General features: G+C 64.3%; 25 protein-coding genes. 12 read left to right on the forward strand and 13 right to left on the reverse strand.

Annotated features, from left to right (window positions below; translation table 11 throughout):
- Positions 1 to 19 precede the first annotated feature (19 nt).
- From DFR51_RS19310 to DFR51_RS05560, 3 genes are all read right to left on the reverse strand, one after another.
- The gene (locus tag DFR51_RS19310) at positions 20 to 2,155 is read right to left on the reverse strand and encodes a methyl-accepting chemotaxis protein (protein ID WP_121047990.1); all 2,136 of its coding nucleotides are present in this window, start codon (positions 2,153 to 2,155) and stop codon (positions 20 to 22) included.
- Positions 2,156 to 2,240: 85 nt separating this feature from the next.
- A complete protein-coding gene (locus DFR51_RS05555) occupies positions 2,241 to 2,675 on the reverse strand; it encodes an HIT family protein (RefSeq protein WP_121049844.1) in 435 nt (144 codons plus the stop codon).
- Positions 2,672 to 3,730: a CDP-alcohol phosphatidyltransferase family protein gene (locus DFR51_RS05560; protein ID WP_121047991.1), complete on the reverse strand. Its 1,059-nt coding sequence runs from the start codon at positions 3,728 to 3,730 to the stop codon at positions 2,672 to 2,674. Before DFR51_RS05560 ends, DFR51_RS05555 begins: the two co-directional genes overlap by 4 nt.
- Before the next feature lie 222 nt (positions 3,731 to 3,952).
- On the opposite strand from DFR51_RS05560, the gene DFR51_RS05565 reads away from it, so the two are divergent.
- Together DFR51_RS05565 and DFR51_RS05570 are read left to right on the forward strand one after the other, a co-directional pair.
- Positions 3,953 to 4,738 carry a succinate dehydrogenase iron-sulfur subunit gene (locus DFR51_RS05565; protein WP_121049847.1) on the forward strand — a complete coding sequence of 262 codons (786 nt, stop codon included), beginning with the start codon at positions 3,953 to 3,955 and terminating at the stop codon, positions 4,736 to 4,738.
- A gap of 84 nt (positions 4,739 to 4,822) precedes the next feature.
- Positions 4,823 to 5,164 carry an energy transducer TonB family protein gene (locus DFR51_RS05570; protein ID WP_121047992.1) on the forward strand — a complete coding sequence of 114 codons (342 nt, stop codon included), beginning with the start codon at positions 4,823 to 4,825 and terminating at the stop codon, positions 5,162 to 5,164.
- A gap of 160 nt (positions 5,165 to 5,324) precedes the next feature.
- Here the strand turns inward: DFR51_RS05570 and fliN are convergent, their stop codons facing one another.
- The 4 genes from fliN to sciP form a co-directional block, all read right to left on the reverse strand.
- Positions 5,325 to 5,654 carry a flagellar motor switch protein FliN gene (gene fliN / locus DFR51_RS05575; RefSeq protein ID WP_121047993.1) on the reverse strand — a complete coding sequence of 110 codons (330 nt, stop codon included), beginning with the start codon at positions 5,652 to 5,654 and terminating at the stop codon, positions 5,325 to 5,327.
- A gap of 29 nt (positions 5,655 to 5,683) precedes the next feature.
- On the reverse strand, positions 5,684 to 6,664 hold the full coding sequence (locus tag DFR51_RS05580; protein WP_121047994.1) for a flagellar motor switch protein FliG: 981 nt from the start codon (positions 6,662 to 6,664) through the stop codon (positions 5,684 to 5,686).
- A complete protein-coding gene (locus DFR51_RS05585) occupies positions 6,661 to 7,500 on the reverse strand; it encodes a flagellar M-ring protein FliF C-terminal domain-containing protein (protein WP_126494723.1) in 840 nt (279 codons plus the stop codon). Before DFR51_RS05585 ends, DFR51_RS05580 begins: the two co-directional genes overlap by 4 nt.
- 194 nt (positions 7,501 to 7,694) lie before the next feature.
- Entirely contained in the window at positions 7,695 to 7,991 is a 297-nt protein-coding gene (gene sciP, locus DFR51_RS05590) for a CtrA inhibitor SciP (protein WP_121047996.1), read from the reverse strand.
- Between the two features lie 253 nt (positions 7,992 to 8,244).
- Here sciP and mnmA point away from each other — a divergent pair, with 253 nt between their 5' ends.
- Complete coding sequence (gene mnmA, locus DFR51_RS05595; protein ID WP_121047997.1) at positions 8,245 to 9,354, forward strand: tRNA 2-thiouridine(34) synthase MnmA; 1,110 nt, start codon at positions 8,245 to 8,247, stop codon at positions 9,352 to 9,354.
- Between the two features lie 4 nt (positions 9,355 to 9,358).
- On the opposite strand, the gene DFR51_RS05600 is transcribed toward mnmA, so the two are convergent.
- The 5 genes from DFR51_RS05600 to pdxH all read right to left on the reverse strand — a co-directional run bounded on the left by DFR51_RS05600 (position 9,359) and on the right by pdxH (position 13,026).
- Positions 9,359 to 10,060, reverse strand: a complete 702-nt coding sequence (locus DFR51_RS05600; protein WP_121047998.1) for an endonuclease/exonuclease/phosphatase family protein — start codon at positions 10,058 to 10,060, stop codon at positions 9,359 to 9,361.
- Positions 10,061 to 10,138: 78 nt separating this feature from the next.
- A complete protein-coding gene (locus DFR51_RS18720) occupies positions 10,139 to 10,726 on the reverse strand; it encodes a hypothetical protein (RefSeq protein WP_126494725.1) in 588 nt (195 codons plus the stop codon).
- The gene (locus DFR51_RS05605) at positions 10,723 to 11,526 is read right to left on the reverse strand and encodes a PhzF family phenazine biosynthesis protein (RefSeq protein ID WP_121047999.1); all 804 of its coding nucleotides are present in this window, start codon (positions 11,524 to 11,526) and stop codon (positions 10,723 to 10,725) included. Before DFR51_RS05605 ends, DFR51_RS18720 begins: the two co-directional genes overlap by 4 nt.
- A complete protein-coding gene (locus DFR51_RS05610) occupies positions 11,516 to 12,439 on the reverse strand; it encodes a cation diffusion facilitator family transporter (RefSeq protein ID WP_121048000.1) in 924 nt (307 codons plus the stop codon). Before DFR51_RS05610 ends, DFR51_RS05605 begins: the two co-directional genes overlap by 11 nt.
- Entirely contained in the window at positions 12,439 to 13,026 is a 588-nt protein-coding gene (gene pdxH / locus DFR51_RS05615; protein ID WP_121049850.1) for a pyridoxamine 5'-phosphate oxidase, read from the reverse strand. Before pdxH ends, DFR51_RS05610 begins: the two co-directional genes overlap by 1 nt.
- Before the next feature lie 129 nt (positions 13,027 to 13,155).
- Between pdxH and DFR51_RS05620 the strand changes: the two genes are divergently transcribed.
- The 9 genes from DFR51_RS05620 to DFR51_RS05660 all read left to right on the forward strand — a co-directional run bounded on the left by DFR51_RS05620 (position 13,156) and on the right by DFR51_RS05660 (position 19,568).
- Positions 13,156 to 13,497: an ArsR/SmtB family transcription factor gene (locus tag DFR51_RS05620; protein WP_121048001.1), complete on the forward strand. Its 342-nt coding sequence runs from the start codon at positions 13,156 to 13,158 to the stop codon at positions 13,495 to 13,497.
- Between the two features lie 3 nt (positions 13,498 to 13,500).
- The gene (locus DFR51_RS05625) at positions 13,501 to 13,941 is read left to right on the forward strand and encodes an ArsI/CadI family heavy metal resistance metalloenzyme (protein WP_121048002.1); all 441 of its coding nucleotides are present in this window, start codon (positions 13,501 to 13,503) and stop codon (positions 13,939 to 13,941) included.
- 4 nt (positions 13,942 to 13,945) lie between these two features.
- Positions 13,946 to 14,443: an arsenate reductase ArsC gene (locus DFR51_RS05630; RefSeq protein WP_121048003.1), complete on the forward strand. Its 498-nt coding sequence runs from the start codon at positions 13,946 to 13,948 to the stop codon at positions 14,441 to 14,443.
- A complete protein-coding gene (gene arsB, locus DFR51_RS05635) occupies positions 14,440 to 15,465 on the forward strand; it encodes an ACR3 family arsenite efflux transporter (RefSeq protein ID WP_121048004.1) in 1,026 nt (341 codons plus the stop codon). The genes DFR51_RS05630 and arsB overlap by 4 nt, the downstream gene beginning before the upstream one ends.
- A 96-nt stretch (positions 15,466 to 15,561) precedes the next feature.
- Entirely contained in the window at positions 15,562 to 16,521 is a 960-nt protein-coding gene (locus DFR51_RS05640) for a DnaJ C-terminal domain-containing protein (protein WP_121048005.1), read from the forward strand.
- Entirely contained in the window at positions 16,518 to 17,408 is an 891-nt protein-coding gene (locus DFR51_RS05645) for a YihY/virulence factor BrkB family protein (protein WP_121048006.1), read from the forward strand. The genes DFR51_RS05640 and DFR51_RS05645 overlap by 4 nt, the downstream gene beginning before the upstream one ends.
- Before the next feature lie 8 nt (positions 17,409 to 17,416).
- Positions 17,417 to 18,220: an enoyl-ACP reductase FabI gene (gene fabI, locus DFR51_RS05650; protein ID WP_121048007.1), complete on the forward strand. Its 804-nt coding sequence runs from the start codon at positions 17,417 to 17,419 to the stop codon at positions 18,218 to 18,220.
- Positions 18,217 to 19,287 carry a chorismate synthase gene (aroC, locus tag DFR51_RS05655; protein WP_121048008.1) on the forward strand — a complete coding sequence of 357 codons (1,071 nt, stop codon included), beginning with the start codon at positions 18,217 to 18,219 and terminating at the stop codon, positions 19,285 to 19,287. Before fabI ends, aroC begins: the two co-directional genes overlap by 4 nt.
- A complete protein-coding gene (locus DFR51_RS05660; RefSeq protein WP_121048009.1) occupies positions 19,284 to 19,568 on the forward strand; it encodes an acylphosphatase in 285 nt (94 codons plus the stop codon). Before aroC ends, DFR51_RS05660 begins: the two co-directional genes overlap by 4 nt.
- Positions 19,569 to 19,589: 21 nt before the next feature.
- On the opposite strand, the gene DFR51_RS05665 is transcribed toward DFR51_RS05660, so the two are convergent.
- On the reverse strand, positions 19,590 to 20,879 hold the full coding sequence (locus DFR51_RS05665; RefSeq protein WP_121048010.1) for an adenylosuccinate synthase: 1,290 nt from the start codon (positions 20,877 to 20,879) through the stop codon (positions 19,590 to 19,592).
- Positions 20,880 to 21,013: the final 134 nt, after the last annotated feature.

Below are 21,013 nucleotides of genomic sequence, written 5' to 3' on the forward strand. Positions count from 1 at the left end.
GTCGCTGCTGGAAAGTCGCTTAGGCTGCGCGGACGCGTGCGAGGAAGCGGTCCACCTCTGTGGTGAGCGTGCTTGCCTGCCGATTAAGGTCGGCAGCAGCATCGAGTGCGTCCTTTGCCGCAAGGCCCGTCGCTTCGACGCCGGTGCGTACCTGATCGATATTGCGTGCGACGGCGTGCGTGCTGTCGGAAGCCTGATGGGTGTTGCGGGCGATTTCGGACGTGGTGGCGGCCTGCTGTTCCACGGCGGCGGCGACCGTGGCGGCGATACTGTTGATTTCGCCAATCGTGGAGACGATTTCTTCAATTGCACCAACGGTTTCGCGCGTCACAGACTGAATCGCGCCGATTCGCTCGTTGATGTCGATCGTCGCTTTTCTGGTCTGGTTCGCGAGCGCCTTGATCTCGCTTGCGACGACCGCAAATCCGCGTCCAGCTTCGCCGGCGCGGGCCGCCTCGATGGTCGCGTTGAGTGCAAGCAGGTTGGTTTGCTCGGCGATCGAATTGATGAGGCCGACGATCTCTCCGATTTTTTCGGCGTCTACCGAGAGACCCGTGACGATTTCGTCGGTCGCACGGGCGCGGGATACGGCCTGCTCGGACATTGCCGACGATTCGACGACCCGGTGCGAGACCTCGGCGAGCGAACGGGCCATTTCCTCGGATGCATTGGCAACGGTGAGCGCGTTGTGGCTCGCTTCCTCCGCCGAGACAGTAACATCGGTGACGAGCACGGCGCTGCTGCGTGCCGCATCGCTGACCTGCTGCGAGCCTGCCGCGATCTGGCGCGCGGCGCTGTCTACGGCGGCGACGACGTGACGGACGCTTGTTTCGAAGGCGTCGGCGAGTTCGTTGAGCGCTGCGCGCTTTTCGACAGCGGCTTGCTGGCGTTCGGCTTCGCGTTCGGCGCGGGCGGTTTCCTCGCGTTCACGTTCGCGACGCTCCGCTTCCACAGCGGCACGGCGGCGCTCTTCGACTTCGGTCGCGTTTTCCTTGAACACGGCCACGGCTCGCGCCATGTCGCCGACCTCGTCGCGTCGCCGCGCGCCTTCGATGCGCGTGCCGGTTTCGCCGCGCGCGAGCGCGAGCATCGCGTTCGCCATCGTTGCGATCGGGCGTGCGATGAGATGGTTGGTGAGGAGACCTGCTACGATCGACACGCCGATACCGGCGGCGCCGGCAATAAGCGTGATGAGAATGGCGCCGCCGGCGGCGGCCTGTGCAGCGAAATCGGCGGTACCCTGTTGATCGGCGATCGCTTCGGAGAAGGCCTGCACGTTGCGCTCGAACGCCGGGCCGGTCTTGCCGAGCAGCCTATCAACAGCAGCGTCGCGGTCGGTGGTACGGCGGACGATCTCGTCGAATGCCTTGTCGTAGGCGACAAGGCTGACGATGACGCTATCGGCCTTGCGGGTGAGCGCGGGATCGTTGAGGCCCTCGAAAACGCCGTTCAGCGCATCTTCGAGGTTGAGGAGGTCGGATTTGGTCTGCTTGACGATCTCGGGTGAGGGTGCGGAAAGGTACCGGTTCACGTCGACCCGCAGCAGCGAATAGGTTTCAAGCGCTAGCGCTGCATTATAACTCGTCTGATGGTCGCCGGCCTCGTGACTCGCTGTGACGATGTCATGGAGCGTAGTGCTGATCTCCGGCCCCTTGGCCTCGATCGTGCCGGACACGAGCCGGGTAATGGCCGTCTGGTTCTCGACGATGCCGCGAAATTCGGTGCGGAACACACCGCGGAGCCGGTCGATCCGCGCGAGCGTGTCTTCCTCGTGGACAATGGCCGCCCCGTCTTCGGCGCGTTTCAGCGCTTCCTGCGCCGCATCGAGGCTTTCGTTGACCTCGGCGACAAGCGATGCCTCGGGGCGGATTACGTAGTCCTTGATGCGTCCCTGCGCCGTCATCGCGGTGGTGTGCGCGCGAGAGATCGAGCGGGCGCTGTCGGCCAGGCGAGTGACTTCGGAGACAGTGGAGCGGGTGACGAGCAGCGAGCCAGTGGCGACCATCGCGAGAATGGCCATCGCGAGCCCGCCGATGCCGTAGCTCACCAGAACTTTCTTGCTGATCTTCCAGTGAGTTATGATCGCGGTAAAGCGCGACACGTCGACGCGCGCGATCAAATCCCTGAAACGCTCCATAGCCAGCACAAGCCCCATACTCCGGGAAAGCGGCGCATCCGGTTCCCGCCTGACCCAATTTCGGCCGGTGGTGTTTCACCATGGTTAATATTGCGCGGGTTTTTCAGCGCGCGGGCCAGAGCCCCTTGAGCCACGCCGAAACGGACGCGATTCCGGGCGCATCCAAATCCACCGCTTCTCCGAGCGCGGGGAGCTTCGGCCAGCCGGCGTCCGGGAACGCGCGGCCTTCGAAGCTGCGGCTACCTTCGTAGCGGGGGATGACGTGGGCGTGGACGTGGGGGTCCACCATCATCAGCATCAGGTAGTTGAGCTTGGTGTGATCGACGGCGGCGCGAAGCGCGACTTCGATATCGCGGCTGACGTTAGCGAGTTCCGCATAGGCGGTCGGTTCGAGATCCGCGAAAGCCGTCGCTTCCGACTTCGCGGCCAGCACGAGGCTGCCGAGCGTAGGCTGTGCGGGGCGTAGCAGAACGACCCAGTGGTCGTACTCGGCGATCAGTGTGGCCGGATAGCCGAAGCGGTGGATCGTGCCGTTCATGCCGCGCTGCCGTCGCTGAGCCACGAGGTGAGCGTGACGCCCTGTCGCCGCGCGACAATCGCCTGCAGCAAGCGGACGAAATGGAAGACGAGACTGAGCACGGTCCACGCCGTGACGGCGAGGAGACCTATGTCCGGCCGAGAGAACAGCATGCTGACGAACAGGATCACCATGTTCGGATTGCGGCGTGCGGTGATCAGGCGGAAGTCCGTGTCGACCTTCTGCCAGACGTGGATGTGCATGCCGGAAACATGGATGAACCAGCCCTCGATGAGCCGCTGCAGAACATAGCCACCGACCATCACACCCATCACCGTCCAGAATACATCGGGGGCAAGTTCGAGGCCGTGCGCAGCAAGGCCGACGCCCCAAGCATACCACCAGAAGGGGGGGTGCACGAGATCGAGCCCGTGATCGAAGATGTCGCCCCACCGCGACGAGGTGATGGTGCAGCGCGCGAGCTTTCCATCGACGGTGTCGAGGACCATGAAGGCAAGACCGGCTGCCATGCCGGTCCAGTAATGGCCGTCCCAGAAGAGAAAAGTCGCCCACACGCAGAGCGCGGCGCCGATGGTTGTCACCATGTTGGGTGTCATGCCGATGCGCGCGGCGATGCGGGTGAGGACGAGGGCCCATTCGGGCCACAGGTACTTGGTGAGGATGTCGGTGACGCCCTTGTAGGCGCCGAAATAGCTCGCGCGTTCGATGGCGCGGATGTTCGCGGGGACCAGTTCCATCAGGAACGGGCGCTCGCGCTTTCGGAGGGCGGCGTTGTAAATGGTGATGCCGTCTTCATAGGCGGTGACGGCGAGCCCTTCTGCCCATTCAGCGCTGCCTGTGTCGATCGCATCCCTGATGGCTGGCGCGCGCTCGGGAGTGACGTTCGCGAGAACTGGGCGCCCGCCAAGGGTGAGGGCGGTGCCGGGGCGTTCAGCGATCCAACTGAACCACTGCGGGTCGAAGGCGAAGCGCGTGTCGGCGACGACGGCGCCCGACTGCTCCGCCTGCGGCTTGCGCGCCGACGCGATGCGCCGGATGCGCTCGGCGGAAGACATGCCCCAGATGGGTGTTTCGTTTGTCCCGGCAAGAAGGAGCGTCGGTTCCAAAGGTATCCCAGTCGGTTTGCAGCCCTGCCGTGCTTATAGACGCCGGACTCGGCTGTGCAAGTTGGGGGTGGCGCCGGATCGCTTATTGAAGGGCAGGACGCTTTTTACGGTTTTTTCCGCCACGCGATTGCGCTAGGCAGCACGCGCGAGAGAACAGGAGATACGCGCGCGATGGCCGAATTCACGCTTCCGAAGAACAGCAAGGTGAACGGCAAGGGCAAGGTGCACAAGGCCCCCGAGGGTGCGACGCATATCAAGACGTTCAAAATCTATCGCTGGTCGCCCGACGACAGCGCGAACCCGCGCATGGACAGCTACGAGCTCGACCTCGACAGCTGCGGGCCGATGGTTCTCGACGCGCTCATCAAGATCAAGAACGAGGTCGACCCCACGCTGACCTTCCGCCGGTCGTGCCGCGAAGGCATCTGCGGTTCGTGCTCGATGAACATCGACGGCTCGAACACGCTCGCCTGCACGAAGCCGATCGACGAGGTGAAGGGCGACGTCGCGATCACGCCGCTGCCGCATATGGAGGTCGTGAAAGACCTCGTGCCCGACTTCAAGCACTTCTACGCGCAGTACGCTTCGATCAAGCCGTGGCTGCAGACCGTTTCCACGACGCCCTCGGGCAAGGAGCGCATCCAGTCCCCGGAAGACCGCGAGAAGCTGGACGGGCTCTATGAGTGCATCCTCTGCGCCTGCTGCTCGACCGGTTGCCCGAGCTACTGGTGGAACTCCGACAAGTTCCTTGGCCCGGCGATCCTGCTGCAGGCCTATCGCTGGCTCGCAGACAGCCGCGACGAGATGACCGGCGAACGGCTCGATGCGCTGGAAGATCCCTTCCGGCTCTATCGCTGCCACACGATCATGAACTGCGCGAACGTCTGCCCGAAGGGTCTCAACCCGGCAAAGGCGATCGGCGAAATCAAGAAGATGATGGTGGAACGCCAGCTTTAGGGTTTCCGCTGCGCCTTTGCCTGGGCGACCATTTCCCAGGCGGAATAAACCCTTTCGCAAGACTTGGGCCGCTAGCGTGCACCCATGGAAGGGTGGATCCATAAAACTGCGATTGCCGCGCTCGTTCTCCTCGCTTCGGCGGGGACGGCGTCTGCTGCGGATTGGAGATCGACCGTCACGCGGCTTATTGCCGCGCAGCACTCCTATCCGCGCAGTGCCCAGATACGGGGCGATGAGGGCACCGCGAAGGTGCGGATCAGCGTGGATGCCGGGGGCACGATTACCGGCGTCGAACTCGTCGAGCCGACGGGATCGCAGATTCTGGACCGTGAAGCGGTGCGCATTCCCAAGAAGATCGGCACCGTGCCGCCGCCACCGGACGGCCCGACCAAGCTGGTAATCCCCATTGCCTGGAAGCTTACCTAGGGTACGTGGATAGTCAGCTCATGGCGGGCTGCAAACGGTGGTTTCCTGAACTGCCGGTGCTCACGCACTTTTCGTACGCACCGCTCCCGTGCTCGAAATCCACCATTTTCGCCTTGCGCTGAACGCTAATCTCTCAACGCGTCGACGTGCGATTTACGCTTCAGGCGTCTTGCTTCACGATTTCCGTCATGGTGACGCCGAGGTGCTCATCGACCAGCACCACTTCGCCGCGTGCGACGAGGCGGTCGTTCACGAAGATGTCGATCGCTTCGCCGACGCGCCGGTCGAGCTCGATCACGGCGCCGGGGGCGAGCTTCAGGAGCTGGCTGACTTCGACCGCCGAGCGGCCGAGTACGGCTTGCACGCGCACCGGCACGTCGAAGACGGATTCGAGCTCCACCGCCCCGGTCAGGCCGTTGGCAGCCTCTTCGGGCGACACTTCTGCCGCATAGGCGCGGGCGGGTTCATAATCGGGACGCAGATCGTCCATGTTGCTTCTCCCTCGAAAAGACGCAGGCATCAGAATACGAACTCCTCGCTGCCGTCGCGGCTGTCGGCGAGAACGATCTCCCCCGCATCCGCGAGCTGCTTTGCCACCTGAACGATTGCTTGCCGGGCTTCCTCCGCCTCGCGCAGGCGAATGGGACCCATCAGCTCCATATCCTCGCGCAGGATGCGCGCGGCGCGCTCCGACATGCTCATGAAGAAGAACTCGCGCAGCGCTTCGCCGGCGCCCTTCAGCGCCGCGGCGAGCCGGTTCTTGTCGATATTGCGGAGCAGTGTCTGGATGCTGGCCGCATCGAGACGCGCGAGATCCTCGAACGTGAACATCAACGCGCGGATGCGCTCTGCGGCATCGAAGGCGCGATCTTCGAGCGCCAGCATGAAGCGCGCCTCGGCGTTGCGGTCGAGGTGGTTGAATATCTCTGCCATCACTTCGTGCGTGTCGCGGCGTGTACTGTGCGCGGGGTTCGAAAGCAGATCGGTGCGCAGAGTCTCCTCGACCGTATCGAGCACGTCCTGCCGTACGGCGCCGACGCGAAGCATTCTGAGCACGACATCCATCGCGGTATCGTCGGGCAGGCGCGAAAGGACACGCGCAGCCTGCTCGCGTCCGATCCGGCTGAGCACGACCGCAGCCGTCTGCGGGTGTTCGCCGCGAAGATAGGCGGCAAGAACGTCTTCGCTGACGTTGCCGAGCGTATCCCACGTGGTCTCTTGCGCTGGCTTGGAGCCGTCCAAAGCCGCGGTGCCGGAGACCTCGCCTGCGAACGTGGCAAGCAGCCGCTCAGCAAGCGGTGCCGGAACCGGGCCGATCCGTGCCATGGCGTCGCTCAGCGCCCGGGCCTCGTCGTTGCCGAGATGCGCCCAGATCGCGCCGCCATGCTCGCGCCCGAGCGCGACCATCAGCGCGGCGGCGCGCTCGACGCCGGAGAGCGCGGCAAGCGGCTCCGCTTCAGCGGCGGGCTCGGCGCGCAGGGCTGCGGCATGCGCCCTCATGCGGACATCCACTGGCGGACGATTGCGGCGGCAGCGGCCGGGCGCGCGGCAACGGCATCCCCTGCGCGGCGAAGCGCAGGACTGCGGCCAGCATCGGCCATGAGCGCGAAGGTTGCGGGTTCCGATGGCGCTGGCTCAGGCGCGGGCATCACAACGGGCGTGTGCCGCCTGAAACTGCGCAGAATCAGGAACAGCGCAGCGAGGCCAAGCATGCCGATCAGGATAACGCGCGCGAGCGGCAAGGCTGCATCCACGGTGCCGGAAAATGCAGGCGTGGTCTCGGCCGCGGCGAAGCGCACGGTCTCGACGATCAGTGAGTCGCCGCGCATCGCGTCGAAGCCCACGGCGCCCTTCGCAAGGCGCGTGAAGCGCGCGAGTTCGGCCTTCGTGCGCGGCTCGTAGCGGACCCCATCCGGCGCTTTGACATGATGACCGTCGACCATGACCGAAACGGTGAGGCGGCGAATCTGGCCGCTGCTCCTGATGGTGGTCGTCTCGGTACTGTTCGTGCCGGGCTCTACGGCCTCCGAAACCTGCCGCGTCTGGTCCGGTTCGATCTCCGCAGAGACGACGGCGCGCACGTTTTCGCGGCCGACGATCGCGCCGATCATCCCTTCGACCTGTTCGCGCAGCCGGGTTTCGACGCCGGCCTGCCGATCGGAAATGGGTGTGGTGGCGGCAATGGGGGAGGGATCAGCCGGAGCGGGGGCGGGATCGCGCAGCAGCGAAAGGCCGAGCAGCGCTACGGCCGCGCAGAGCAGGGCGACAAGCAGCAACTGGGGCTTCCCGTTCTGCTCCAGCGCTTTCAAGTCCGGCGCTTTCTGGGCCTGTTCCACGCGCACACGTTTCCCGACTGTCAAACAATGCGGAACTGTGGGGCCCGGATGGTGAAAATGGCGTAAAGAAATGGCGGGTCGGGGGGCGGGATCCCCGTGTGCCAGACGCAGAAAGGGCGGCAGACGTCCCCCGATGTCTACCGCCCTTTGGCAGGCGCCCGCACAGGTAGGGGCGCCGGTTGGCTAATATGGTGTCAGGCGCTTTCGCGGTCGTAGAGCGCCCGGTAGTGCTGAACGCGCGTGACGCGGAGGCCGGGCATTCCGACACGGTCGACGGCGCGTTCCCACGCTGCGAATTCTTCGGGACTGAGGCCATAGCGTTCGCACGCGTCGTCCGCTGAGATGAGCCCGCCCTTCACCGCAGCCACGACCTCCGCCTTGCGGCGCACCACCCAGCGGCGCGTGTCCGACGGCGGCAACGTGTCGAGCGTAAGCGGCTCCCCAAGGGGGCCGATGACTGATGCAGGGCGAAACTTTTGATTTTCCATCATTATTCTTTTGGCTCCAACACTACGCGACTGCCTTGTTGATGTACCCTAGCGCCAGACCCTTAAAAGAACGCCTAAACGCCAAGGTAAATTCTGCAGCAACAGAGCTTAACGCGACCCTTCCCATCTTAGTGTTTGAAATCGTTGTACCTGCCTTTAGCGAATCACCCAGATCGAGGAACCGCAAGCGCGGTCGTCGGGATTACATACGGGGCAGAACGTGCAAAAATCGTAAGCGCCCTCTATATGCGCGAGCATGAGCAGCAATCTCGATATCGGCGGTCTTCGGCCCGGAGCGCGCGTTGTCGTCGCCATGTCCGGCGGCGTCGACTCGAGCGTCGTCGCGGCGCTCGTGAAAGATGCGGGCTACGAGACGATCGGGGTCACGCTTCAGCTTTACGATCACGGCGTCGCGGTGGGCAAGGCGGGCACCTGCTGCGCGGGGAGCGATATCCACGATGCGCGGCGCGTCGCCGACCGGCTTGGCATCGCGCATTACGTGCTCGACTACGAAAGCGCCTTCAAGGACAGCGTGATCGAAGCGTTCGCCGACGAATATGTGCAGGGGCGCACGCCGATTCCCTGCGTGACGTGCAACCAGACCGTGAAGTTCCGCGATCTCCTCTCGGTCGCGCGTGACCTTGGCGCCGATGCGATGGCGACCGGCCATTATGTCCGGCGGGTAGATGGCGCGGGCGGGCCCGAATTGCACCGCGCGGTCGATCCGGCACGAGACCAGAGTTATTTCCTGTTCGCGACGACAGGGGAGCAGCTCAGCTACCTGCGCTTTCCGCTTGGCGGCATGGAGAAGCCGGCGGTGCGCGAACATGCGCGGCGCTTCGGGCTCGTGGTGGCGGACAAGCCGGATAGCCAGGACATCTGTTTCGTGCCCTCGGGCGATTATGCTGGGATCGTGCGCAAACTGCGTCCCGAGGCGGGTGAACCCGGCGAAATCGTCGACATGGGCGGCGCCGTGCTTGGGCAGCATCGCGGCCTCATCCATTACACGGTCGGCCAGCGGCGGGGCCTCGAGATCGGCGGGCTTGCCGATCCGCTCTACGTCGTGCGGCTGGAGCCGGAGACGCGGCGTGTCGTCGTCGGACCGCGCGCGGCGCTGGGTGTTGCGGCGGCTGTGCTCGGCAAGATCAACTGGCTGGGGCCGGCCATTGGCGATGGTCTCGACGTTCTCGCCAAGGTCCGCTCGATGGCAAAGCCCGCGCCCGCGCGCTTCGACGGCCAGCGGGTGACGTTCGCGGCGCCGGAATATGGCGTCGCGCCGGGGCAGGCGTGCGTTCTGTATGACGGCGAGCGGGTGCTCGGCGGCGGCTGGATCGACGGGACCGTCTCGGCGCTCGCCGCGGCGTGACCGTTCAGGTGCTGCGGGCGATGTTTGCCCAAACGGGAAGGTGATCGCTGGCGCGCTTCGCGGTTAGCGAGGTGTGGACGCCACTTTCTTCCACCTTGAAATGGTCGGAAACGAAGATGCGATCGAGCGTGCCGAGCGGGCGGCGCGTCGGGAAGCTGGGGCCGCAGGCGGCGCACTGGTGATGGCGCTGGAATTCCTTGAGCGCCTTGCTGTTCACCATCCAGTCGTTGAGGTCACCCATCAAGATGCTGGGAAGCTGCGTCGTGCGCTCGCCGAGGTGATCGACGAGCATCTTCGCCTGCCGCGCCCGATAGAGCCCGGACAGATCGAGGTGCATGCCGACGACGCGCACCGACTCGCCGCGCACGACGAGATCGGCGAGCACCGCGCCGCGCGGCTCCAGCATCGGGAGGAACAACGGTTCGCCGTGAATGATCTCGTGGTCCTTGCGGACTAGGATGGCGTTGCCGTGCCAGCCGATGCTGTTCGGTCGGTTCTCGATGGGAACGGCGCGGTAAGGGCTTTCCGCTTCGATCATGGCGCGGGGAATCGCGCTTGCCCGCTCGCCAAGCCGGCGGTCCGCCTCCTGTAGCGCGATGATGTCCGCATCGAGCTCGTTGAGCACGGCGAGCACGCGATCGGGCTTGCGGAGGCGATCGAGGCCGATGGCCTTGCGCATGTTGTAGCTGGCGACGCGGAGGGTCATGCGCGGGAAGATAGGTGCGCGGCGACGCTCTTCAAAGGGTGAAGCTGCCTTGACTCAGGAAAATCTCCACCGATTGCTTTACCAGTTACCCGATCGTTTTTCTGAGTTTGGCTCGCAAACGTGCTGCGGAGGTCGAGAAATTCTATAACATTTATGCCAGTGCATTACAGAAAAAACTCCAAACAATGCCCCAATTATAGAAAAATATATTGGCCAATTTTCAGCGTCATTTTTCATGTTTATTAACAAATCGTCGGCTCGTTCTTCAAAAGATACGATTTCGACGCCGTCAATTTTCATCTGGAGGATAACGTTATCTTGATATTTTGCGCCGGGTGTCGGTAACAAGATAACCTCTGCTTTTTTGCCAATCAACATGTCCCATATTTCACGGGTAGGGCAGTGCAAAGCAAAGCTGCTGTTAGCGCGACAACCCCACTTAACAACACCGTCCGCCGTGCGAATTTGGTATGGTCTGTCGGACCATTTATAAGTGGGTTTCTGCTCGACGATACCAGTGTAGCGCGTGCCTGCGTCCAAACCTTTTGGTGGTGGAAATCGCGGATATGATGATGTTTCAGTATAGATGTAGAAGAGCAAATAGCCGATGATCGCACCTGCTAGCAGTTTGGCTCTCCAGCGCCAGAGTTCTTGAACAGCGTTCAAAGGGTGAAGCTGCCTTCGATTACCGTGACGCACTTGCCGCCGAGCACCGCGCGCTCGCCTTCGAGGCGGCAGGCGACGCGGCCGCCGCGGCGGCTCGCCTGAAACGCCTGGAATGCCGGCTTGCCCAGCCGCTCCGCCCAGTAGGGCGTCAGCATGGCGTGCGCGGCGCCGGTGACGGGGTCTTCGTCGATCCCGGCACCCGCCGCGAACACGCGGCTGACGACGTCGAAAGCGCCGTCGCCGGGTGCGGTGACGACGACGAGGTGGTTGCCCACTTCGCGCAGGAGCCCGAAATCGGGCTTCAAGGCGCGGACGGATGCGGCGTCGGGGACGACGTAGAGCCAGTTTTCACCCGGATAGGAGAGGACGGCTTCGGGCGTCAGGCCGAGCGCTTTCACCACCCGCGGGTCCGCCGCGTCGGGCGTCGGGCGCCGGGCGGGGAGATCGAGCTCGTAGGCGCCGTTTGCACGCCGGACTTCCAGCACGCCTGCAAGGCGCGTCCGGAAGCGGATGCGATCGAGATCGACGTCGCGCGAGAGGAGATAGTGGCCGCTCGCGAGCGTCGCGTGGCCGCACAGGTCCACCTCTATCGCGGGGGTGAACCAGCGGAGGTCGTAGTCCGCGTCCGGTTCGTCCGAGGGGATGAAGAAGGCGGTTTCGGCGAGGTTGTTCTCCTCGGCGATCGCCTGCAACACGTCGTCGGCGAGCCACGATTCGAGCGGCATCACGGCGGCGGGATTGCCTTCGAAGGCGCGCGCCGCGAAGGCATCGATCTGGGCGAAGGGCAGCTTATTGGGCATGGCTCTCTTCCTGCACGGGGTGCGTGTCGAAGTGTCCGCTCGGGTCGACGTGGACGAGGATGTCGCTGCCGGGGAAGGCTTCCAGCACGCGGGCCTCGACAACGTCGACGATGTCGTGCGCGGCCTGCACGGTCATGTGCGGATCGACCCAGATGTGGAACTGAATGAAATCGGTGTGCCCCGCATGGCGCGTCTTCAGCTCGTGGATGCCTTCTACACCCTCCGCCGCGCAGACGAGGGCTTTCAATTGTTCGCGTTTCTCGTCCGGCCATTCCTTGTCCATCAGCATGTCGAGCGCGTGCTGAGCGGTCTTGAAGGCGCCCCACACGAGCCAGAGTGCAATGAATACGCCGAACAACGGGTCCGCACCGCGCATTCCAAGCATCGCATCCAGCACCAGCGCGGCGATGACGGAGAGATTGAGCAGCAGATCGGACTGGTAGTGCATCCGGTCCGCATCGATCGCGAGGGAGCCGGTGCGGCGGACGATAAGGCGCTGGTAGGAAACAAGCGCCAGAGTGACCAGAATCGCGAAGATCGAAACACCGATGCCGAGTTCTGCTTCGGCGGGCGGCGTGTCGTTCGCGAACGCCTGCACCGCGCGCCAGCCGATGCCGATAGCGGAAACGGTGATGAACACGGTTTGCAGCAGGGCTGCGATCGGCTCCGCCTTGCCGTGGCCGAAACGGTGGTCCGCGTCAGCCGGTTCAGCGGCGACGCGCACGCCGATGAGCGTGATGATCGAGGCGATGAGATCGAGTGCGGTGTCGGCGAGCGAGCCGAGCATCGCGACGGAGCCCGTTTCCATCGCGGCCCAGACCTTGACCGCGCCCAGAACGAAGGCCGCCGAGAACGAGGCAATCGCCGCCCGACGGGTGAGCTTGCCACGCGCCTCGAGCCTTTCGGCGTCCATCACGGATACTGCATCGAGCGCACCCAGCCGCTGCCGTCGCGGTCGAAGATGTAGCGCTCGTGCAGACGATTCGCGCGATCCTGCCAGAATTCGATTCGCGAAGGCACGACGCGGTAGCCCGACCAGTGCGGCGGGCGCGGCACGTCGCCGCCTTCGTATTTCGCAGTGAACTCGGCAACGCGGCCTTCCAGCGTCGCCCGGTCGCCCAGCGGTTGTGACTGAATGCTCGCCCATGCGCCGATCTGGGAGGCGCGGGGCCGCACGGCAAAATAGTCGTCCGCCTCTGCGGGCGTCACCGGCTCCACGGCGCCGTCGATGCGGACCTGCCGACGCAGCGATTTCCAATGGAAATTGAGGTGCGCGTGCGGGTTCGCGGCAAGCTCGCGGCCCTTCCGGCTCAGCGTGTTCGTGTAGAAGGTAAAGCCGCGCGGATCGACATCCTTCAGCAGCACGATCCGCACCGACGGCCGCCCAGCGGCATCCGCAGTCGCGAGCGACATGGCATTGGGATCGTTGAGCTCGGAGGCGGACGCCTCCTGAAACCAGCGGCCAAAGAGTTCGAAGGGATCGTCGGGAAGCGTCGTCATGGCCGGCTTCATAGACCCTGCAACGCGGGGAGGGAACCGCATGTCGGAATATTTCGATGATCATCGAAATATTCATTGACGCATGCTTTTGATTCGATAATTCTGGAAATATAGAAGGATGAGTCGATTATGCGCATTTCAACAAGCAGCGCTGCCATTGCGGCGCTCTCTGCGCTGGCGCAGGAGCATCGCCTTGCAGCGTTCCGGCTGCTCGTGGAGGCTGGGCCGGAAGGGCTTCCCGCCGGCACGGTAGCGGAGCACCTGGGCATGCCGCCGTCGTCGCTGTCGTTCCACCTCGCTCATCTCGAGCGGGCTGGGCTCGTTGCAAAAACGCGGCTGGGGCGGACGCTCATTTACAGCGCCCGGTTCGAAACCGTTCGCGGGCTCAGCGACTATCTTCTCGAAAACTGCTGCGGCGGGCGCACATGCACCGACACCGCAGCCCCAGAACGTCTCGCCAAAGGAGCCTGAACGATGAAACGCCTGCATGTTCATGTCGCCGTAAGCGACCTCGACGCCTCGACCCGTTTTTATTCAGCGTTGTTCGCAGCCGAGCCGACCGTGATGAAGGCCGACTATGCCAAGTGGATGCTGGAAGATCCGCGCGTCAACTTCGCCATTTCAACCCACGACGATGCCACGCCGGGCCTGTCGCATCTCGGCATACAGGTGGAAAACGCGGACGAACTGGCGGAGGTTTACGGGCGCCTGCAGAAAGCGGATCGCCCCGTTCTCGATGAAGGCGCGACGACGTGCTGCTACGCCAAATCCACCAAAAGCTGGATCGCCGACCCGCAGAATATCGCCTGGGAGACCTTCCTGACGACGGGCGATGCTATCGACTACGGCACCGGGCCGGAACTGAGCCGCATTGCCGCCGATCCGGCCGCAACCGGCCAGCGCTGCTGCGGTTGAGACGATGGAGCCTTACAACGTCCTCTTTCTGTGCACCGCGAACTCTGCGCGTTCGATTCTGGCCGAGGCCATATTGAACGAGATCGGGGAGGGACGGTTTCGGGCGTTCAGCGCCGGCAGCCACCCGCGTGGTACGGTGAACCCGGCGGCGCTCGACGTACTACGCAGCCTTGGGCACAGTGTCGATGACCTGCGTTCCAAAAGCTGGGACGAGTTCGCGGAACCGGGGGCTCCCAAGCTCGATTTCGTGTTCACGGTCTGCGACAATGCGGCGGGTGAAGTCTGTCCGATCTGGCCGGGGCAGCCGGTGACGGCACACTGGGGAATCCCCGATCCAGCCGCCGTCCAGGGCAGCGAAGCCGAAATCCACGCTGCGTTCTTCGATGCCTACCGGCAGCTGAAGAACCGCATTTCGCTGTTCACGGCGCTTCCCATCGCATCCATTGACCGGCTGAGCCTTAGGCATCGGCTGGCTGAGATCGGGAAGGGCGATGCGGCATGAGCCTGTTCGAGCGCTATCTGACATTGTGGGTGATCGCCTGCATTGCCGCGGGCATCCTGCTTGGATCGGTGATGCCGGGTCTGTTCGCGGCGATCGCGGGGGCGGAGCTTTACAACGTCAACCTGCCCGTCGCCGTGCTCGTGTGGCTGATGATTATTCCGATGCTGATGAAGATCGATTTCGCCGCGCTGCGGCAGGTTGGAGCACACTGGCGCGGCATCGGCATTACGCTAGCGCTCAACTGGGCGATAAAGCCCTTTACGATGGCGGCGCTCGGCTGGCTGTTCATCGGTTGGCTGTTCCGCCCGTTGCTGCCTGAAGCGGAAATCGAGTCCTATATCGCGGGGCTCATCCTGCTGGGCGCGGCGCCCTGTACGGCGATGGTGTTCGTGTGGAGCAACCTTTGCCGCGGCGAACCGCATTTCACGCTCAGCCAGGTCGCGCTCAACGACGCGGTGATGGTTTTCGCCTTCGCGCCGATCGTTGGCCTGCTGCTCGGCCTCTCCGCGATCACGGTGCCGTGGCAGACGCTGCTGATTTCGGTGGGGCTCTATATCGTCGTGCCGGTGATCATCGCGCAGACCGCGCGGACACGGGTGCTCGCATCGGGCGGGGACGCGCGATTGCAACGCGCGCTTGCGGCGATCCAGCCCATGTCGCTGACCGCGTTGCTGGCGACGCTGGTATTGCTGTTCGCGTTTCAGGGGCCGCAAATTCTGGCGCAGCCGCTCGTCATCGCGCTGCTCGCCGTACCGATCGCTATTCAGGGCTATCTGATCTTCGGCATCGGCTATGTCGCGAACCGGACGCTGGGCGAGGCACATTGCATCGCGGGCCCCTCCGCGCTGATCGGCGCAAGCAATTTCTTCGAGCTTGCCGTGGCGACCGCCATCAGCCTGTTCGGCATCACATCGGGCGCCGCGCTCGCCACGGTGGTGGGCGTGCTGATCGAGGTGCCTGTCATGCTCTCGCTGGTCGCGATCGTGAACCGTTCGCGCAGTTGGTACGAAAAGAGCGCCTGAACGCCTCTTGCGGCGCCGGAATTCCTCCCTATCTCCAGCCTGTTGTATTTCGGCAACAGTGGATTTTCCGGAGGCATTGTGGTGAGCGTAGGGACGATGAGCGATCTCTATTCGACCCTTGGTGTAAAGCGTGGCGCGAGCGATGCGGAAATCAAATCCGCATACCGCAAGCTGGCCAAGGAACTGCACCCCGACCGTAACAAGGACAACCCGAAGGCCGCGGAGAAATTCTCCGAGGTGACGGCCGCCTACGACCTGCTTTCCGACAAGGACAAGCGCGCGCAGTATGATCGCGGCGAAATCGATGAGCAGGGCAACCCCAAGATGCCGTTCGGGTTCGGTGGTGGACCGGGCGGCGGTTATAGCCGGACGCACACCGGCGGCGCGGGCATGGGCGGTGAGGATTTCAGCTTCTCGGGCGCGGCCGACGACCTGCTTTCCGAACTTTTCGGGCGCGGGCGGCGTGGTGGCGGCGGCGGCGGTTTCGGGGGCTTCGATTTCGGCGGCGGCGCGGGTCCGCGCCAAGCGCCCCCCAAAGGCCGCAACGTCGCCTACAAACTTGCTGTGGACTTCACCGAAGCCGCCGAGCTGAAGCCGCAGCGCGTGACGCTCGCTTCGGGAAAGACGGTGGACCTGAAACTTCCCGCAGGGTTCGCGGAAGGTCAGCAGATCCGGCTTGCCGGACAGGGCGAGCCAGGACCGGGCGGCAACGGTGACGCCATCGTGACGCTGCGCACCGCGCCGCATCGCTTTTTCAAGCGCGACGGCGACGACATCCGCCTGGATCTGCCGATCAGGCTCGATGAGGCTGTGCTGGGCGCCAAGGTGAAGGCGCCGACGACCAGCGGATCGGTGATGCTTTCCGTCCCGCCCGGTGCCTCTTCGGGGAAGGTGCTGCGCTTGAAAGGCAAGGGCTTCCACCGGAAAGACGGTGGACGCGGCGATCTTCTGGTTACGCTTGTGATCGCAATTCCCGAAAGCGATGCGGCGCTGAAGACGTTCGCGGAAGGATGGGACAGCGGCAAGGCGCACGATCCCCGCGCCGGAATGGCATGATCCGCTTTTTCGCGCGTCTGCTCGAGGAAGAGCGGCGCGCGGTTCGCGTGGCCCTTCGCGTCGTGAAGGGCGTGTGGGACGATGGTTTCATCCACGCCGGGAATCTCGCCTATCTTTCGATGCTGGCGCTGTTCCCGTTCTTCATCGTGCTTGGCACGTTTGCGGGGATGCTCGGCCGTTCGGATGCGGGGCTTGAAGCGGTCGAGGGTTTTCTGCGAACCTTGCCGCCATCCGTGGCCGGGATCGTCGGCCCGCCCATCGAGGCGGCGATGCAGGGCTCCACCGGTATTCTCACCTTTTCAATTCTCGTGGGGCTATGGACCGCCGGGAGCTACATCGAGACGATCCGCGATATCCTGCGCCGCGCCTATCATACGGGTTATGCGGCGCCCGTCTGGCAGCGCCGGCTCGGCAGCTTCGCGGTGATCCTGGGCAGCGTTTTCCTGATGCTGGCGGCATTCGCGGCGCAGGTGATCGTGGTGACCGCCGAAGAGTTCATCGCGCGTTTCGTGCCGTGGATCGATACGATCGAGGAAATCATCGACATCGGGCGGCTGGGGCCGCTCGTGGTGCTGTTCCTTGCGCTCTATCTGTTGTTTCACAGCCTCACCCCCGCACGATTCCGAAAGCGCGGCCCGAAGTGGCCGGGCGCTGCGGTTACGGCGGGCGTATGGGTCGGCGCGACACTGATTCTGCCGCGCCTGCTTGCCGATGTTTCCACGTATGACCGCTTCTACGGCCCGCTCGCGGGTGTGATGATCACCCTCTTGTTCTTCTTCATTGCGGGCATGGGATTCGTGATTGGCGCGGAGCTCAACGCGGCACTGGCCATGGAACCCGAAAATGGGCAAAAGGACGCGGAATCGGGGGGACAACCGAAAGGCTGAAAGCAGATATGGCTGGATTGATGCAGGGAAAACGCGGGCTGATCATGGGGCTCGCGAATGAACGCTCGCTGGCGTGGGGGATTACGAAGGCGCTTGCGGACCAGGGCGCCGAGCTGGCGTTCAGCTATCAGGGCGAGGCGCTGGAAAAGCGCGTGCGGCCGCTGGCTGAGAGCGTGGGCTCCGACTTCCTGATCGATTGCGACGTTTCCGACATGGCGGGGCTCGATGCCGCGTTCGAGACGCTGGCGGCGCGCTGGCCGACGATCGATTTCGTGGTTCACGCCATCGGCTTTTCGGACAAGAATGAGCTGCGCGGCAAATATGTCGATACTAGCCTCGAAAACTTCCTGCTGACCATGAACATCTCCGCCTACAGCTTTGTGGCGGTGACGCGGAAGGCGCGGGCGATGATGCCGAATGGCGGCTCGGTGCTGACGCTCAGCTACTACGGCGCCGAGAAGGTGGTGCCACACTACAACGTGATGGGCGTCGCGAAGGCTGCGCTTGAAACGAGCGTGAAGTATCTTGCGATGGACCTCGGGCCGGAGAATATTCGCGTGAACGCGATCTCCGCCGGGCCGATCAAGACGCTGGCGGCGAGCGGCATCGGCGATTTCCGCTACATTTTGAAGTGGAACGAGCTGAACAGCCCCTTGCGGCGCAACGTCACCATCGAGGACGTGGGCGGCGCTGCGCTCTATATGCTCTCCGACCTTTCAAGCGGCGTGACGGGCGAGATCCACCATGTTGACGCCGGCTACAACGTGATCGGCATGAAGGCGGAAGACGCGCCGGACATCGCGCTCTCCTGATGTTCAACAGCTTCGGCCGCATCTTCCGATTCACGACGTGGGGCGAGAGCCACGGCCCAGCGCTCGGCGTCGTCGTGGATGGCTGCCCGCCGGGGATCGCGCTTTCGGAAGCGGATATCCAGCCGTGGCTCGACAAAAGGAAGCCCGGCCAGTCCCGCCACACGACGCAGCGGCGCGAGCCTGATGAGGTGAAAATCCTTTCCGGCGTGTTCGAGGGCAAGACGACCGGCACGCCGATTTCGATGATGATCGAGAACGTAGACCAGCGTTCGAAGGACTATGGCGACATCGCCGAAAAGTACCGGCCCGGCCATGCTGATTACACGTACGACGCGAAATACGGCTTCCGCGACTATCGCGGCGGCGGGCGTTCGTCCGCGCGCGAGACGGCGGCGCGCGTGGCGGCGGGGGCGGTGGCGCGGAAGGTGATCGCGGGTGTCGGTATCCTGGGGCATGTCGTGGAGATCGGCGGCGACCGCGTGGAGCGGTTTGCGGCGCACACGCTCGGCGACAACGACTTTTGGTGCGCGGACCCAGATGCGGCGAAGCGCTGGGAGGTGTTGCTCGACAGCGTGCGCAAGTCCGGGTCATCGGTAGGTGCGGTTGTCGAGGTGTTCGCGAGCGGAGTTCCGGCGGGCTGGGGCTCGCCGCTCTACGCGAAGCTCGATGGGGAACTTGCGGCGGCGATGATGTCGATCAATGCCGTGAAGGGCGTGGAGATCGGTGATGGCTTCGCGGCGGCGCGCCTGCGCGGCGAGGACAATGCCGACCGTATGCGGCCGGGCGCAGGGGCGGGTGACCCGCCGGTGTTCGATACGAACCACGCCGGCGGGGTGATGGGCGGCATTTCCACCGGGCAGGACGTCGTCTGCCGCATCGCGCTGAAACCCACCTCGTCCATCCTGACGCCGGTGCAGACGATTACGCGCTACGGCGAAGCGGTCGAGGTAATGACCAAGGGACGCCACGACCCGTGCGTCGGCATTCGCGCCGTACCGGTTGCCGAGGCGATGATGGCGTGCGTGCTCGCCGACGCCTTCCTCATGCACCGCGCGCAGGTGGGATGACCGACCGGACCGCGCGGCGGCTGCGCATCCATGGCCGCGTGCAAGGCGTCTGGTTCCGCGCATGGACGCTCGAAACCGCGCAGGCCCTCGGCCTCGACGGCTGGGTGCGCAACCGCACCGACGGCACGGTGGAGGCGCTCGCGGTGGGGACGCCCGACGACATCGAAAAGCTGATCGCCGCCTGCCATGAAGGCCCGCCCGCCGCGAAGGTGGTGCGCATTGAGGTGGAGGAGGCGAAGGGGATCGTGCCGAGGGGCTTCACGAAGAAACCCACGGTCTGATCCCGCGGCGTTCCGCGATACTCAGTCGGCGAACGGATCCGTCACAAGGATTGTGTCTTCACGCTCCGGGCTCGTCGAGACGAGTGCCACAGGGCAGCCGATGAGTTCCTCGATGCGGCGAACGTACTTGATCGCCTGCGCCGGGAGCTGTGCCCAACTGCGTGCGCCGGCGGTTGATTCGTGCCAGCCGTCGAACGTCTCGTAGATCGGCTTCGCAGCGGCCTGCGCGGCGGGATGCGCCGGTAAATGATCGTAGTGAACACCGTTCACATCGTAGCCGGTGCAGATCTTCAATTCCTCGAAACCATCGAGCACGTCGAGCTTGGTAAGCGCGATGCCGGTGACGCCAGAGACGGCGATCGACTGGCGCAGCAGCGCCGCGTCGAACCAGCCGCAGCGGCGCTTGCGGCCCGTGACGGTGCCGAACTCGTGGCCGCGCTCGCCGAGACGCTGGCCGGTGGCATCGTCAAGCTCGGAGGGGAAGGGGCCCGAACCGACACGCGTCGTGTACGCCTTGACGATGCCGAGCACGTAACCGGTCGCGGATGGGCCGAGGCCGGAGCCGCCGCTCGCGGTGCCCGCGATCGTGTTGGAACTGGTTACGAACGGGTAGGTGCCGTGGTCGACATCGAGCAGCACGCCCTGTGCGCCTTCGAAAAGGATGCGCTTGCCCGCGCGGCGCGCCTCGTTGAGGCCGACCCACGCCGGACCGGCATAGGGCAGCACCTCGGGCGCGATCGCTTCGAGATCGGCGATCAGCGCGTCACGATCGATGGGATCGACGCCGAAGCCCGCGCGCAGCGCGTTGTGGTGCGCGAGCAGTCGGTCGATCTGCGGACCGGCCTCATCGAGGTGCGCAAGGTCGCAGACGCGGAGCGCGCGGCGGCCTACCTTGTCTTCATAAGCCGGACCGATTCCGCGCCGGGTGGTGCCGATCTTGCCGGCGCCGCTCGCGTCCTCGCGCAGCGCGTCGAGATCGCGGTGGAACGGAAGAATCAGCGGGCAGGTTTCGCTGATGATGAGATTTTCCGGGCTGATCGCAACGCCCTGTCCGCGCAGCTTCTCGATCTCCGCCTTGAGATGCCACGGATCGAGCACGACGCCGTTGCCGATGACGGACAGCGTGCCGCGTACGATACCCGAAGGCAGTAGGCTGAGCTTGTAGGTGTTGTTGCCGACGACGAGCGTATGGCCCGCATTGTGACCGCCCTGGAAGCGTACGACGACATCAGCACGGGCCGATAGCCAGTCGACAATCTTGCCCTTGCCCTCGTCGCCCCATTGGGCGCCGATCACGGTCACGTTGGCCATTTCGGGGACGTCTCCATTCAGCGTCGATACACGGCGGCACTCACTAGGGTTGTCGCGCCGATGCGTCCACGGCTTTTGCATGGGAGGCGAAGGTTATTCGCTCTATCACGCGTATGGAACACGAAGGCTGGGAG

The organism is Sphingosinicella microcystinivorans (assembly GCF_003634215.1).
GTDB classification, from domain to species: Bacteria; Pseudomonadota; Alphaproteobacteria; order Sphingomonadales; family Sphingomonadaceae; genus Sphingosinicella; species Sphingosinicella microcystinivorans.

Excerpts from the sequence above, each read along its gene's own strand:
- DFR51_RS19310 (WP_121047990.1), bottom strand. The coding sequence starts at position 2,155 with ATGGGGCTTGTGCTGGCTATGGAGCGTTTCAGGGATTTGATCGCGCGC.
- DFR51_RS05555 (WP_121049844.1), bottom strand. The coding sequence starts at position 2,675 with ATGAACGGCACGATCCACCGCTTCGGCTATCCGGCCACACTGATCGCC.
- DFR51_RS05560 (WP_121047991.1), bottom strand. The coding sequence starts at position 3,730 with ATGTCTTCCGCCGAGCGCATCCGGCGCATCGCGTCGGCGCGCAAGCCG.
- DFR51_RS05565 (WP_121049847.1), top strand. The coding sequence starts at position 3,953 with ATGGCCGAATTCACGCTTCCGAAGAACAGCAAGGTGAACGGCAAGGGC.
- DFR51_RS05570 (WP_121047992.1), top strand. The coding sequence starts at position 4,823 with ATGGAAGGGTGGATCCATAAAACTGCGATTGCCGCGCTCGTTCTCCTC.
- fliN (WP_121047993.1), bottom strand. The coding sequence starts at position 5,654 with ATGGACGATCTGCGTCCCGATTATGAACCCGCCCGCGCCTATGCGGCA.
- DFR51_RS05580 (WP_121047994.1), bottom strand. The coding sequence starts at position 6,664 with ATGAGGGCGCATGCCGCAGCCCTGCGCGCCGAGCCCGCCGCTGAAGCG.
- sciP (WP_121047996.1), bottom strand. The coding sequence starts at position 7,991 with ATGATGGAAAATCAAAAGTTTCGCCCTGCATCAGTCATCGGCCCCCTT.
- mnmA (WP_121047997.1), top strand. The coding sequence starts at position 8,245 with ATGAGCAGCAATCTCGATATCGGCGGTCTTCGGCCCGGAGCGCGCGTT.
- DFR51_RS05600 (WP_121047998.1), bottom strand. The coding sequence starts at position 10,060 with ATGACCCTCCGCGTCGCCAGCTACAACATGCGCAAGGCCATCGGCCTC.
- DFR51_RS05605 (WP_121047999.1), bottom strand. The coding sequence starts at position 11,526 with ATGCCCAATAAGCTGCCCTTCGCCCAGATCGATGCCTTCGCGGCGCGC.
- DFR51_RS05610 (WP_121048000.1), bottom strand. The coding sequence starts at position 12,439 with ATGGACGCCGAAAGGCTCGAGGCGCGTGGCAAGCTCACCCGTCGGGCG.
- pdxH (WP_121049850.1), bottom strand. The coding sequence starts at position 13,026 with ATGACGACGCTTCCCGACGATCCCTTCGAACTCTTTGGCCGCTGGTTT.
- DFR51_RS05620 (WP_121048001.1), top strand. The coding sequence starts at position 13,156 with ATGCGCATTTCAACAAGCAGCGCTGCCATTGCGGCGCTCTCTGCGCTG.
- DFR51_RS05625 (WP_121048002.1), top strand. The coding sequence starts at position 13,501 with ATGAAACGCCTGCATGTTCATGTCGCCGTAAGCGACCTCGACGCCTCG.
- DFR51_RS05630 (WP_121048003.1), top strand. The coding sequence starts at position 13,946 with ATGGAGCCTTACAACGTCCTCTTTCTGTGCACCGCGAACTCTGCGCGT.
- arsB (WP_121048004.1), top strand. The coding sequence starts at position 14,440 with ATGAGCCTGTTCGAGCGCTATCTGACATTGTGGGTGATCGCCTGCATT.
- DFR51_RS05640 (WP_121048005.1), top strand. The coding sequence starts at position 15,562 with ATGAGCGATCTCTATTCGACCCTTGGTGTAAAGCGTGGCGCGAGCGAT.
- DFR51_RS05645 (WP_121048006.1), top strand. The coding sequence starts at position 16,518 with ATGATCCGCTTTTTCGCGCGTCTGCTCGAGGAAGAGCGGCGCGCGGTT.
- fabI (WP_121048007.1), top strand. The coding sequence starts at position 17,417 with ATGGCTGGATTGATGCAGGGAAAACGCGGGCTGATCATGGGGCTCGCG.
- DFR51_RS05660 (WP_121048009.1), top strand. The coding sequence starts at position 19,284 with ATGACCGACCGGACCGCGCGGCGGCTGCGCATCCATGGCCGCGTGCAA.
- DFR51_RS05665 (WP_121048010.1), bottom strand. The coding sequence starts at position 20,879 with ATGGCCAACGTGACCGTGATCGGCGCCCAATGGGGCGACGAGGGCAAG.